The 12,736-nt window shown below is 64.7% G+C and carries 11 protein-coding genes and 1 riboswitch; of the genes, 1 reads left to right on the top strand and 10 read right to left on the bottom strand.

Translation table 11 applies throughout. The annotated features are described in order from the left end of the window. The first annotated feature begins 181 nt into the window (after positions 1-181). The gene (locus MRBLSP13_RS22365) at positions 182-373 is read left to right on the top strand and encodes a DUF6771 family protein (RefSeq protein WP_363756687.1); all 192 of its coding nucleotides are present in this window, start codon (positions 182-184) and stop codon (positions 371-373) included. Between the two features lie 264 nt (positions 374-637). Here MRBLSP13_RS22365 and MRBLSP13_RS22360 read toward each other — a convergent pair whose 3' ends face one another. The 10 genes from MRBLSP13_RS22360 to ftsA form a co-directional block, all read right to left on the bottom strand. Then, entirely contained in the window at positions 638-1,342 is a 705-nt protein-coding gene (locus tag MRBLSP13_RS22360) for a DUF938 domain-containing protein (protein WP_363756685.1), read from the bottom strand. Next, entirely contained in the window at positions 1,339-2,916 is a 1,578-nt protein-coding gene (gcvPB, locus tag MRBLSP13_RS22355; RefSeq protein ID WP_363756683.1) for an aminomethyl-transferring glycine dehydrogenase subunit GcvPB, read from the bottom strand. The genes MRBLSP13_RS22360 and gcvPB overlap by 4 nt, the downstream gene beginning before the upstream one ends. Then, positions 2,913-4,271, bottom strand: a complete 1,359-nt coding sequence (gcvPA, locus tag MRBLSP13_RS22350) for an aminomethyl-transferring glycine dehydrogenase subunit GcvPA (RefSeq protein WP_363756681.1) — start codon at positions 4,269-4,271, stop codon at positions 2,913-2,915. The genes gcvPB and gcvPA overlap by 4 nt, the downstream gene beginning before the upstream one ends. 46 nt (positions 4,272-4,317) lie before the next feature. Continuing rightward, complete coding sequence (gcvH, locus tag MRBLSP13_RS22345) at positions 4,318-4,689, bottom strand: glycine cleavage system protein GcvH (protein ID WP_133653717.1); 372 nt, start codon at positions 4,687-4,689, stop codon at positions 4,318-4,320. Positions 4,690-4,750: 61 nt separating this feature from the next. Continuing rightward, positions 4,751-5,902 carry a glycine cleavage system aminomethyltransferase GcvT gene (gene gcvT, locus MRBLSP13_RS22340; protein ID WP_363756679.1) on the bottom strand — a complete coding sequence of 384 codons (1,152 nt, stop codon included), beginning with the start codon at positions 5,900-5,902 and terminating at the stop codon, positions 4,751-4,753. Positions 5,903-6,081: 179 nt separating this feature from the next. Next, positions 6,082-6,181, bottom strand: a riboswitch (glycine riboswitch). 66 nt (positions 6,182-6,247) lie between these two features. Further along, complete coding sequence (locus tag MRBLSP13_RS22335; protein WP_363739213.1) at positions 6,248-6,538, bottom strand: hypothetical protein; 291 nt, start codon at positions 6,536-6,538, stop codon at positions 6,248-6,250. A 160-nt stretch (positions 6,539-6,698) separates the two neighbouring features. Continuing rightward, complete coding sequence (locus tag MRBLSP13_RS22330) at positions 6,699-7,856, bottom strand: deoxyguanosinetriphosphate triphosphohydrolase (protein ID WP_363756677.1); 1,158 nt, start codon at positions 7,854-7,856, stop codon at positions 6,699-6,701. Between the two features lie 67 nt (positions 7,857-7,923). Next, the gene (locus MRBLSP13_RS22325; RefSeq protein WP_363756675.1) at positions 7,924-9,741 is read right to left on the bottom strand and encodes an SPOR domain-containing protein; all 1,818 of its coding nucleotides are present in this window, start codon (positions 9,739-9,741) and stop codon (positions 7,924-7,926) included. Between the two features lie 125 nt (positions 9,742-9,866). After that, positions 9,867-11,339 (bottom strand): cell division protein FtsZ, encoded by a 1,473-nt coding sequence (gene ftsZ / locus MRBLSP13_RS22320; protein ID WP_363756673.1) that lies wholly within the window; start codon positions 11,337-11,339, stop codon positions 9,867-9,869. A 107-nt stretch (positions 11,340-11,446) separates the two neighbouring features. Further along, positions 11,447-12,733 (bottom strand): cell division protein FtsA, encoded by a 1,287-nt coding sequence (gene ftsA, locus MRBLSP13_RS22315; RefSeq protein ID WP_025550635.1) that lies wholly within the window; start codon positions 12,731-12,733, stop codon positions 11,447-11,449. Positions 12,734-12,736 lie beyond the last annotated feature (3 nt).

Below are 12,736 nucleotides of genomic sequence, written 5' to 3'. Positions count from 1 at the left end.
AAGGGCTGGAAACCAGAAAGGTCGAATATATCCATTGGTTTAAGGGTTGTTTTCGGTGAACCGACCAAAAGTATAACCGAAAACAAGACGAAAAAGCCCGTCGATCACCCGGCGGGCTTCCCCATGAGCAGCTGAACGCAACAGCCTTGCCGAATCGTTCCCCATTTGTTCTAATGCCCACATGACCCAGCCTGATTCTCTTTGGCTCGCGCAGAGCCTCCTCAATGCGCCCGGATGGGCCAGAGTAGCCCTTACAGCGCCTAACGAACGCCTACGCGAGCAAGCCGCTGTTGAGTTAGCGCAGACCATTATCGTAGCCATGGAGCGACCACCGACGATCCACGACACCCGGCAAATGGCCCTGCCCTTGTGACGTGGGACATAACCTCAGATGGGACACGTTAGACGACTTCACGAAGCGTGACGCGAATGTCTATGCCCACTGCTTCATGTGCAATCACACAGCCGTTTTCTCCAGCCACAGCCTAGCTGCGTTTTTCAGGGAGCGAGGCTGGAACGTGGGCATGTCAGGGCTGTATGGGAAGCTGGTCTGTCACAAGTGCGGAAAACCAGCGGGCAAGATCGGCCCATCACGCAGGTTGCCTACAGCGCAGCCGACTGCCCGAAGGAGAATGCGTCAGGCTTTGCGGTAGATCAGCGTCAGGTTGTTGGCGGGCATTTCCACACGCCGGGTCCGCTGAAAGCCATGCTCAGAAGCAAGCGCATCGACATCAGCTACATCACGCAGACCCCATTCAGGATTGCGTTCCTTCAAAGAGCGATCAAAAGCCAGATTCGATGGAGCCGTTTGGACATCTGCTTCGATGTAAGGACCATACAGGATCAGCGGCGCACCAGATGGCAGCAGATTCGCGCAACCTCTGAAAAGACCCTGCGTTGCGGCCCATTTGCTTATGTGAACCATGTTGATGCACAAGCAGCCAACGTAACCTATTGATTTTACTTCTTCACAACTGTTTGACTGCATGTTGACGCACAGGATCGCGTCGGCCCTTTCCATCGGCCAGTCGGCGCTCGCGTCGAGCCTGAGCGGCGGTCGCACATTGGGAAGGCCCACCTCCTGCCGCCACGATTCTATGGATACCAGCGCCGCCGGGTCGGGATCGCTCGGTTGCCAGTCGAGAGCAGGCAGGGTGGCGGCGAAATGAACGACATGCTGTCCGCTGCCGCTCGCCACTTCCAGCACGAGACCGGAGGACGGCAGTTCATCGCGAAGCACCGCCAATATGGCATCGCGGTTCCGTTCCGTCGCGGGCGCATGGCGCTTGCCGGCGGCGGCAGGGCCGGAACCGGGTTCCCACGGCGCCGGCCTATCCGTCATTCGGCCACTTCCGCCAGTGCCGGCTCGGTCCAGGCGAGGACCGGCCTGCGCGCAGCCAGCGTTTCGTCCAGGCGGCGGCGCGGCGCGAAATGGGGCGCACCCTTCAATTGCTCATCGCCCGCCTTGGCGCGTTCGGCCACACTGCGCAGCGCCAGGATGAACTGGTCAAGCGCCGCCTTGCTTTCCGTCTCCGTAGGTTCGACCAGCATCGCGCCATGGACGACCAGCGGGAAATACATGGTCATCGGATGGAAGCCCTCGTCAATCAGCCCCTTGGCGATGTCGAGCGTGGTGAAGCCTTCGGCCAGCCCCTTGTCGCTGAACAGCGCCTCATGCATGCACGGGCCGCTGCCGCCAAAGGGGGCATCCAGCACATCGTCCAGGCTGCGCAGGATGTAATTGGCATTCAGCACGGCGTCGCCGGCGACCTGCCGCAGGCCGTCCGCACCATGGCTGAGGATATAGGTCAGGGCGCGGGTGAACATGCCCATCTGACCATGGAAGGCGACCATGCGGCCGAAGGTCCGGCCATGATGGTCTTCCGCCGTCTCTTCCTCGACCAGCACGAATTTGTCGCCCTGCTTTTCCACGAAGGGCAGCGGCGCGAACGGGGCAAGCGCCTCCGACAGCACCACCGGGCCGGAGCCGGGACCGCCACCGCCATGCGGCGTCGAGAAAGTCTTGTGCAGGTTGATGTGCATCGCATCGACGCCCAGGTCGCCGGGGCGGACCCGGCCGACAATGGCGTTGAAATTGGCGCCGTCGCAATAGACGAAGGCCCCGGCGGCATGCGCCGCGTCGGAGATCGTCCTCATGTCCCGCTCGAACAGGCCGCAGGTATTGGGATTGGTGATCATCACCGCGGCGACATCGGGCCCAAGGCGGCCTTTCAGCGCATCCAGATCGACGCGACCATCCGGGGTCGCCGGAATATCCTCGACCTTGTAACCGCAGAAGGCGGCGGTCGCAGGGTTGGTTCCATGGGCGCTTTCGGGCACCAGGACGACGCTCCGCGCATCGCCGCGCGCTTCCAGCGCCGCCCGGATCGCGAGCAGGCCGCACAGTTCGCCATGGGCGCCCGCCTTGGGACTCATCGCGACCGAATGCATGCCGGTAAGCGTCACCAGCCAGCCGGCCAGTTCATGAATCACTGCCAGCGCGCCCTGCACCGTCGATTGCGGCGCAAGCGGGTGGACATCGGCGAAACCGGGCATCCGCGCCACCTTCTCATTGAGGCGCGGATTATGCTTCATCGTGCAGGAGCCGAGCGGGAAAAGGCCAAGGTCGATGGCATAATTCTGGCGGCTGAGACGGGTGTAGTGGCGCACCGTTTCCTGCTCCGACAGGCCGGGCAGGCCAATGCTGTCGGTGCGCGCCAGATTGCCGAGGCGGTCGGCAACATCTGGCGCCTGCGCAAAATCGACGCCAGTGGTCTCGGCCGAGCCGATTTCGAAGATCAGCGCTTCCTCCAGCATCAGCGCGCGGTTGCCGGTGACGGTGGCAGGCACGGGCGCGGCATCGGATTCGGCCAGAGCCTGCGGCGTGGTGGGGCGGCCTTCCTTGAGCATGGTCATGCCAGTTCCTCCTCCAGCGCCTTGGCAAAGGTTTCGATATCCTCCGCCGTCACGGTTTCGGTGACGGCGACGACCAGCCCCTTGCCGATCGCCGGTGCATCCGGGAACAGGCGACCGAGCGAGACGCCGCCCAGAATGCCCTTGTCGGCCAGGTTGCGGACGACCTCGCGGGCATCTTTCGACAGGACCAGGGTGAATTCGTTGAAGAAACTGCCGTTGAGCAGCGCAACGCCCGGCACCTGCGCCAGACGGTCGGCCGCCTGGACGGCGAGGCCATGGTTGAGGGCAGCCATCTCCCGCAGCCCCTTTTCGCCCAGCAGCGTCATGTGGATGCTGAATGCCAGCGCGCAGAGGCCGGAATTGGTGCAGATGTTCGACGTCGCCTTTTCACGGCGGATATGCTGCTCGCGCGTCGAAAGCGTCAGCACGAAGCCGCGCTTGCCCGCCGCGTCCATCGTCTGCCCGCAGAGGCGGCCCGGCATCTGGCGGACATATTGCTGCTTGCAGGCGAAAAGGCCGAGATAGGGCCCGCCGAATTGCAGGCCGACGCCGATGGACTGCCCCTCGCCGACGACGATGTCCGCACCCATATGGCCCGGCGCCCTGATCGCGCCCAGCGCAACGGGTTCCGTCACCACCGCGACCAGCAGCGCGCCCGCCGCGTGGGCAGCGTCCGCGAGCGGCGTCAGGTCGGCGATGCGGCCCAATATGTCGGGATATTGAACGACGACGCAGCTCGTATCCTTGTCGATGGCCGCGATCAGTGCATCGATATCGGTGGCGGCATCCAGTGCCGGCGCCTCGTGCACCAGCGCGTCGCCGGTGAATTTCGCCATGGTGTTGGCGACCGAAACATAGTGCGGATGCAGGCCGGAAGACAGGACCGCCTTCCCCCGCCTGGTGATGCGGCGGGCCATGCCGATCGCTTCCCAGCAGGCGGTGGATCCGTCATACATGGAGGCATTGGCGACGTCGCAACCCAGCAGACGGGCCACCTGCGTCTGGAACTCGAACAGCACCTGGAGCGTGCCCTGCGCGATTTCCGGCTGATAGGGGGTATAGGCGGTCAGGAACTCGCCACGCTGGATCAGATGATCGACGCTGGCGGGAACATGATGGCGATATGCGCCCGCGCCCAGGAAGAAGGGCGCCTCCCCTGCCGACAGATTCTTCCGTGCCAGAGCAGCCATGTGACGCTCGACCGCCAGTTCGCTGGCATGGTCCGGCAGGCCCGCGATCTTGCCCGGAAGGCGGGCTTCGGCGGGAACGTCCACGAACAGGTCGTCGACCGACGACGCACCGATGACGGAGAGCATCTCCTGCCGGTCGGCGTCAGTAAGGGGTAGGTAGCGCATTCAACAAATCTCCCCCCTCCCCAAAGCGGGAGGAGCTTTCATGGGATCAAAGGCTCGCCACGAACTTCTTGTAGGCCGCTTCGTTCATCAGGCCTTCCAGTTCGCCGGCATCGGCAACGCGCAGCTTGAAGAACCAGCCGTCCTCTTCGGCATCGCTGTTCACCAGCGCAGGCTCATCCTCCAGCGCGCCGTTGGTTTCGATGACCTCGCCCGAAATCGGGGCATAGACGTCCGAAGCCGCCTTGACCGATTCGACCACGGCAGCGTCGTCGCCCTTTTCGAAGGACGTACCCTCGGCGGGCAGTTCGACGAACACGATGTCGCCCAATTGCTCCTGCGCATAATCAGTGATGCCGACCGTGGCGATTTCGCCCTCGACATCGATCCATTCATGTTCGTCGGTGAAATAACGGCTCATAATTTACTTCCCTCCGAGTGATTTGCTTGAAAATCACGACCAATCAGAAACCAGAAAGGACTCAGGCCTTTCGACGATAACGGTGCGGAACGAACGGCATCGGCGCGACCTCAGCCGCGATCCGCTTGCCGCGCACTTCGATTTCGAGCGCGGTGCCGATCGCGCTATGCGGCAGGCTGACCCAGCCCATGGCGATCGGCGCGCCCACCGTGGGCGCGAAACCGCCGGATGTGACCTCACCCACCCGTGCACTGCCGGCATGGATCGTTGCGCCCTCCCGCGCGGGCAAACGACCCTCGATCCTGAGGCCCACGCGCTTCGAACCCGGGCCGTCGGCCAATTCCTTCATAACCCGCGCATGGCCGATGAAGCCGCCTTCTTCCCGCCTGCGTTTCTGGATGGCGAAGCCCAGGTCGGCGCCGATGGCGCTGACGGCGGGCGTCAGGTCATGACCGTAAAGCGGCAGCCCCGCCTCCAGGCGCAGCGAATCGCGCGCGCCAAGACCGACAGGCTTCACCTGCGGCAAGGCGCAGAGCGCGTCGGCGAGAAGCGTCGCCTCGGCGGCGGGGACGCTGATTTCGAAACCATCCTCGCCAGTATAGCCCGACCGGCTGATCCACAGCGGAACGCCGCGCCAGGTGAAAAGGCCGGACTGCATGAAGATCAGATCGGCGGTTTCCGGGATCAGCGTGGCCAGCGCCTCCCCTGCCTCCGGCCCCTGCAAGGCGAGCAGGGCCTGCTCGTCCATGTGATTCATCACGACTTCATCGGGCAGATGCTCGATCATCCAGCCCATGTCGTCATATTTGGTCGCGCCGTTGACCACCATGTAGATGTCCGCGCCATCGAAGGCGCCACCCCCCAGGCGGGAAACCATCAGGTCGTCCAATATGCCGCCCTCTTCGTCGAGCAGCATCGAGTAGCGCTGGCGAAAGGGCTTCAACCCCCTGATGTCGCTCGGCAGCAGGAGTTCCAGCGCGTCGTCCACGCCCTCGCCGGAAAAGCTGAGCTGGCCCATATGGCTGACGTCGAACAGCCCGGCATGTTCGCGGGTCCAGCCATGCTCGGCCATGATGCCTTCATATTGGATCGGCATGTGGTAGCCCGCAAAACCGACCATGCGCGCACCCCTGGCCCGGTGCCAGCCATCCAGCGGCAGGGCCTGCAACGGCAATTCTTCTTCGATATGGGCGATGTCGTCATTGCCGGACATGGGAGGCGGGCCTTTCCGTGCGAGGGTCGTTGGCGACAGACGCGCCGGCCCGGAGTCGGACTGATCGCGTTTGCCACCCCCTCTGTCACGGAACCTGAGAGCTTTGACCACCGGCCGAGCGACCGGATGGCTTACCCCTTCGGTGGGACGGGATGATCCGTCCGCTTTCCAGAGTGCCTGCCCATGATGCGGTCCTTTGGCCTGAGAGATTCCGGGGCGGTTGCTCCTTCGGCGACGGGGTGGCCTGAAAGGCTTCCCATGCTCTCCCGCATCAAGTCCGATGACCGAATCCACAGCACCGGCGACAGTCCCGCATTGCGTGAAACGCGCCGCGCCGTCAATCGCTCAATCCGCGCCTTCCTCTTTTGCCAGCCGTTCGGCCAAAATGCGGGCGGCCTGTCGTCGTTCGATCAGCCGCTGATTGGCCGCCGCATCGCTCAGCACGAGAGCGCCAAGCCCCTCCTCCCCTTCGAACAGGCGCAGGAAGCGTTCGACGCCGGCGAAATTGGAGTCCGCGACCAGATGCCGCACCAGGTCGATCCGTCCCGACCAGAGCCGGTCGTCTTGCGCGCGCAGCAGTTCGGCAAGATCCTCAAGCTGGGCGGCGAGCGCGGCGATCTGCGGATGAAGGGCCATGGCCCAGCCTTAAAGCATCGTGCGCGAAAGTGGGAACCGATTTTGCGCAAAACGATGCGACATCAAAAGCATAAAGCGATTCCCGGGCGATAGGAACCATCATGAGCAGCAGATCGCGGAAAACAGCGAATCGGGAGCGCATGGAGGACAAGGGAAATGCTCAGGCCAGCGCCAGTTCACCGAAAATCTCGGCATGCCGCTTTTCGGCATAGCGATCGGTCATGCCGGCGATGAAGTCCGCTATATGCCGGCTGCGCTGAGGTTCCAGCGTCGCGCAATCATCGCGCCACTCCGGCGGCATCAGCTTCGGATCTGCCTGATAGGCGCGGAACAGATCGGTCACGATCACTCGCGCCCGGTCGGCCGCCGCCAGTTGCGAAGGGTGGTGATAAAGCGTCGCATACATGAAACGCTTGAGATCGCGTTCCTGCGCGGCGAGTTCGGGCGAGAAGGCGACCAGCGTGGCACCAGCCCTGCGAACGTCGTCGACCGTCTCCACCCCAGCGGCGGCGATATTGGCGCGAGTGGCCGCGATCAGGTCATTCGCCATCACGCCGATCTGTTCCCGCACCAGTTCGCGCAGCAGGCGATCCTGCGGCACATCGGGATAGCGCGCGCGGACCCGGTCCCAGCACCCTTTCACCAGCGGCACGCTCAAAAGCTGGTCCAGCGTCAGCAAGCCCGCGCGCAGCCCGTCGTCGATATCGTGATTGTCATAGGCGATGTCGTCCGCAATCGCCGCAAGCTGCGCCTCCAGCGAGGCATGGCTGGCCAGGTCGAGCGGGAACAGCGCATCCACAGCCTGCATGGCCCAGCCGGGCCGCGTGACCGGACCATTATGCTTTGCCAGCCCCTCCAGCATCTCCCAGCTCAGATTCAGGCCGCGAAACAGCGGATAGGGGCTTTCCAGCAGCATCAGCGTGCGCAGCGTATGCGCATTATGGTCAAAGCCTCCATGCGCATCGAGCGCTGCCTCCAGCGCGTCCTCCCCGGCATGGCCGAAGGGCGGATGACCGATGTCATGCGCCAGACAGAGCGCTTCGGTCAGATCCTCGTTGAGGCCCAGCGTCCGCGCCGTCGTGCGGCCGATCTGCGCCACCTCCAGGCTATGGGTCAGGCGGACGCGGAAATGATCGCCGTCGGGCGACACGAACACCTGCGTCTTGTGGCGCAGGCGACGGAAGGCAATGCTGTGGATGATGCGGTCGCGGTCCCGCTGGAACATGTCGCGCGGCCCCCGCACCTCCCCGCCTGGTTCAGGATGAAGGCGACCGCGGCTCTGGCCGGGATCTGAGGCATAGGATGCAAGCAGCGTCATGCCGCGCCCTTTAAAGTCGTTTTCGGCCCTTGCCGAGTCGTTCGATGTCCCGCCGGATGGGAAATCACTATTTGGCCGGGAGGCGCTCGACCTCTTCCCCGGCGTCACTCTTCCAGGCGAAGGCGTCCGCCCCCGCCGCCTTCAACTTTTCCTCCAACGTCTTGGCCCGCGTGAAGCTGCTGAACGGCCCGACGAGCAGGCGATTGGTGCGACCCCAGCTCGCAACCCAGGCGTCCTGTGGTTCGAGCGAGTCGTATTTCTTGCGCAGCCCCTTCATGGTAAAGGCCAGCGCGCCCTTGTTCGCACCCGTGCCGACCTGAAGCCAATTGCGCGGGGGATTGGCGGCAAGGCGCGCCTTTTCCTCGGCCGCCTTCTTCTTTTCCTCGGCCAGTTGCTTGGCCTTGGCGTCCGCTTCAGCCTTCGCCTTGGCGGCAGCGGCCTTCTTCGCCTTTTCCGCGGCGGTGGCGGCAGCAGCGTCCCGCTCGGCACGGCGGGCGGCCTGGATCTGGGCCACCTCCGACAGGTCGACCGCGACGACGCTCGATCGGCGTTCGGAGTCCGGCACATCGATGGCGTGAATGATGTCGGCCAGCGAACGGGTGGCGGCCGGGTCGATCTGCTGCTGCTGCGTTGCCGGCGACGGTACCGCCGACGGTGCGGGCGACGGTGCGGGCGGCGGAACGGCCGGTTGGGCCGGGGACGCAGCCTGGACCTGTGGCGGGGCCGTCGTTCGGGGCACCGACGCCTGGGCGAGCGTGATCGCGTTGAGCTGGCTCGGCGCCGGATTGGCGGGCGCAGTGTTTTGCGCGGGGACGGATTCGAAGCCGGGCGCCGGCGGACCCTGCACATGGGCAGCGGGCGCGGCCGCCTGCATAGTGCGCTGGGGCGACGGCGCCTGTATTTGCGAAGCGGCCGAGCCCGGAGCGGGCTGGCTCTGCACCGGCGCGCTGCGTGAAGGCGCTTCCACCTGAGCGAGCCGCGTGGCAGTCTCCGTGCGACGAGAACGGCGGTCCTGCTTCGTGGACCGGGAAGGCGGCATCTGCGTGGCGGGTTGGCTGGCCGGCGGCACCGCAGGCGTCACCGACGCGAATGCGGGCGCGGTCGGGGTGATGGGTGCGATCGTGGAACCCACATTGGCCGGGAAATGTCCGAAATGCACCGCCGCCGCCTTCTGGGCCGCGGTCAGATAGGGCATTTTCTGCATATAGGGCAGGATGGCCGAGGCAAGCTGCGACGGCATGGTCTGCTCCGCGATCTTTTTCGCGTCCGCCTGTCGGTTGTTCATCGCCAGGATGAACGCCCGGTAGCGCCAGGCCGCCCGGTCACTCTTGTAGAGCAGCGGTTTCAGCACCCGTTCCGCCGCGTCCACCTGACCGGAAATGCCGAGCGACGCGGCATAGCGGTGGGCGAGTTCGATATCATCAGGCGTCCGCTGGAGCGCCGCCTGATAGTCGCGCTGCGCGCCCGCCTGATCGCCGGTCATGTCCTTTGCAAGGCCCCGATCGGACAGCAGGGTTGCTTCGGGAAAGCCCAGCCGCGTTGCCTGGTCGAACAGACGCAGTGCTTCGCCCGGATTCTGGTTTTTCAGCATGACGCGGCCCAGGCCCGCCTTCACCTTGCCGTTGTTCGGCGCAAGCATGTCCGCCCGCGCGAAGAAACCCGCCGCCGCCCGCGCATCGTCCATGTCCAGCGCCGCTTCTCCCGCGCCGATGAGCGCCGTCACATCGCGAGGATTGGACGCCAGGCGCGCGAGATTATTGTTGAGGTCTTCAGCGCTCGAGGGACGAATCGCCTGCACCTGGGCAGGCTGCGCCAGAACCGGTTGTGCCAGCGCGGTGCCCGCTAGAAGCAGTCCGCGAACAATCCATATGTCATAACGTCTCACAGACAGCCCTTTAGCGGATGAAGGCGGTGCAAGGGAATATGTCGAAAGAAAAAGCGCGCCCGGTTGCCCATGGCAACCGATGGCGCGCTTGTCCTGATCCGTGCGGGGCGAACCCTGCTGCCTGTTTACTGATTACTCTGGCGATTGAGGAAACGCGGAATGTCCGGCGTTGGCGTTCCGTCATCGCTCGCGCCGGCGCCCTTGTCGGCGCCACGGGTCAGCCCCGCCATGCGCTCGAACAACGTGCCTCCGGTGGCGACGCGCGGTGCGGCCTGCGACGCCGGAACGGGCTGAGCCGGCACTGTTTCGGCCGCATCCTCACCCAGCAGCAATTCGTCCTGCGAAGGATCTTCGTCGGAGAACACCGCTGCGGGGCGCGGCGGGCTGAAGGGCGCGGGCTTTACCGCGGCAGCAGGTGCTGCGGCAGGCGGCGTCAGCGGCGCGGGCACAGGCGCGGCGGGCACGTCCAGTTCCAGCGTTTCAGGCTCTGCTTCCGGCGCGGGAGCAGGCGCGGCGACCGGAGCCGGAGCGGCCTGCGGCGCGGGCTTGGGCGCGGCGGCGGTCGGCACGGCAACGGCCGGACGGCTCGCGAAGCTGAACGGCTGGGTCAGCGGCGCGGCACTGGCGCTGGCATCGCTGTCGATGCCGGTGGCAACAACGGACACCCGGATCTTGCCGTTCAGATTGTCGTTGAAGGCCGAACCCCAGATGATGTTCGCATCGGGATCGACCAGTTCGCGAATATGGTTGGCGGCCTCGTCCACTTCCATCAGGCGCATGTCGTCACCGCCGACGATGGAGACGATGACGCCCTTCGCACCGCGCATCGACACGCCGTCGAGCAGCGGATTGGCGATCGCCTTCTCCGCCGCCTGGAGCGCGCGGCCGTCGCCTTCGGCTTCGCCGGTGCCCATCATCGCCTTGCCCATCTCGCCCATCACGGAACGGACGTCCGCGAAGTCGAGGTTGATGAGGCCTGGCATGACCATCAGGTCGGTGATGCCGCGCACGCCCTGCTGCAACACCTCGTCCGCCATCTGGAAGGCTTCCTTGAAGGTGGTGTTCGGGTTGGCGATCAGGAACAGGTTCTGGTTCGGGATGACGATGAGGGTATCGACATGCTTCTGCAGTTCCTCGATCCCTGCCTCCGCCGACTTCATGCGGCGATTGCCCTCGAAGGTGAAGGGTTTCGTCACGACGCCGACGGTCAGGATGCCTCGGTCACGGGCGGACTTGGCAATGACCGGAGCGGCGCCGGTGCCGGTGCCACCACCCATGCCCGCGGCAATGAAGCACATATGCGCGCCGTCGAGCGCCTGCTCGACCGAGGCGATGGTCTCTTCCGCGGCCGCCTTGCCGATTTCCGGGCGAGAGCCGGCGCCCAGCCCTTCGGTGATCTGCGGGCCAAGCTGGATGCGCCGTTCCGCGGGCGAAGCGTTGAGCGCCTGCGCGTCCGTATTGGCGACAATGAAATCCACACCCTCGACGGAGGCGGCGATCATGTTCGCAATGGCGTTGCCGCCCGCGCCGCCGACGCCGATCACCGCGATGCGTGGCTTCAACTCGTCCACATGCGGCGGGCTGATTTCAATGCTCATAAATTCTAGCTCCCTCCAGCTTCGGTGACGTGAGCGAAACTGTCATCGAAGGTTAATGCAAGATGATGGCGTATTTCACCAGTAAATTTCGTCTGACCGTGTTTATTTCAATAGTTCGTCTTCATCGCCTTCACCATCCTCTGCCACCATGCTGGCGCGCCGATACGGTGAACGGTCTGGGGAGCGGGCGCTATCGTTCTAAGATCAACCGGGTTTGAAGCGCCATAAAGCGCAAGACCGGCCAATGTCGCAAAGGCCGGACCGCTATGTGCCTCCGGCATGGCGGCGAGGCCGCGCGGCCGCCCGATCCGCACCGCGCGGCCCAGCGCACCCTGCGCATAGTCGGCAATGCCCTTCATTTCGGCGCCGCCGCCGGTCAGCACGACCTGCCGCCCCGTGGGGGTGTTGAAGCCCATGCCGGCGAGCGCCGCATTCACCTCCACCATGATCTGGTTCAGCCGCTCGCAGATCACCGCCACCAGAGCGGCGCGGGTAATCTTGCCGCCATCGGCGTTGGGGCCCGCGCTTTGCCCCGGAATGGCGACATCGCCATGCGGCGCCGCGATCTCTATCATGTCCCGGAAATCGCGGCGGTTCTGCATCGCGGATCCGTAGAAGCATTTGATCCGCTCCGCCTGGCTGCGGCGAATGCCAAAGGCCGACGCTATGTCGTCGGTGATGTCGGACGCACCGATGGGAATGCTGTGCAGCCCGACCAGCATGCCACCGGCATAAAGCGAGACATTGGTGACGCCCGCGCCCAGTTCCACCAGCGCGACGCCCAGGTCGCGCTCTTCCTCGGACAAGCAGGCAAGGCCCGTGGCGATGGGAGAAGCGACGATGGAATTGACATTGAGATAGGCGCCGCGCACGCAAAGGTCGAGATTGGCGAGCGGCGCCCCGTCGGCCAGCACGACATGGATATCAACGCCCAGCAGGTCCGCATGCATGCCCAGCGGCTTCTTCACCGGCACACGGCCATTGATGGTGAAACAGGTCGGCTGCGCATGCAGAACCACGCGGCCGTCCGGATCAATCCCCTGCTGGCCTGTGGTCAGAAGGTCATCGATGTCCGCCTGTTCGACGCGATAACCGCCCATGTCGCGCTCGACGGTGACGACATCGCTGACCAGCGAACCGCCCGAAAAGCTGACCCACACATCCTCGATATTCGTGCCCGCGACGCGTTCCGCCTGTTCGACGGTTTCCCGTACGGCGAGTTCGGTCCGCTCCATATCCGCGATGAAGCCGCGCCGAACGCCCCGGCTTTCACGCTGCCCGGTGCCCAGGATCGCCAGTTCGCCATTTTCGGTGCGCCCCGCGATCAGCGCGGACACTTTCCACGATCCGATGTCGATCGCGGTGACGAACTTCTCGACCTTGGGTTGGGCCATGGG

The organism is Sphingobium sp. LSP13-1-1.1, from assembly GCF_040676415.1.
Lineage (GTDB): Bacteria > Pseudomonadota > Alphaproteobacteria > Sphingomonadales > Sphingomonadaceae > Sphingobium.
The sequence above is the reverse complement of the archived record's forward strand: the minus strand, read 5'-3'. Positions and strand labels throughout refer to the sequence as shown.

Coding starts and splice junctions, on each gene's coding strand:
- MRBLSP13_RS22365 (WP_363756687.1), top strand. CDS start 182: ATGACCCAGCCTGATTCTCTTTGGCTCGCGCAGAGCCTCCTCAATGCG.
- MRBLSP13_RS22360 (WP_363756685.1), bottom strand. CDS start 1,342: ATGACGGATAGGCCGGCGCCGTGGGAACCCGGTTCCGGCCCTGCCGCC.
- gcvPB (WP_363756683.1), bottom strand. CDS start 2,916: ATGACCATGCTCAAGGAAGGCCGCCCCACCACGCCGCAGGCTCTGGCC.
- gcvPA (WP_363756681.1), bottom strand. CDS start 4,271: ATGCGCTACCTACCCCTTACTGACGCCGACCGGCAGGAGATGCTCTCC.
- gcvH (WP_133653717.1), bottom strand. CDS start 4,689: ATGAGCCGTTATTTCACCGACGAACATGAATGGATCGATGTCGAGGGC.
- gcvT (WP_363756679.1), bottom strand. CDS start 5,902: ATGTCCGGCAATGACGACATCGCCCATATCGAAGAAGAATTGCCGTTG.
- MRBLSP13_RS22335 (WP_363739213.1), bottom strand. CDS start 6,538: ATGGCCCTTCATCCGCAGATCGCCGCGCTCGCCGCCCAGCTTGAGGAT.
- MRBLSP13_RS22330 (WP_363756677.1), bottom strand. CDS start 7,856: ATGACGCTGCTTGCATCCTATGCCTCAGATCCCGGCCAGAGCCGCGGT.
- ftsZ (WP_363756673.1), bottom strand. CDS start 11,339: ATGAGCATTGAAATCAGCCCGCCGCATGTGGACGAGTTGAAGCCACGC.
- ftsA (WP_025550635.1), bottom strand. CDS start 12,733: ATGGCCCAACCCAAGGTCGAGAAGTTCGTCACCGCGATCGACATCGGA.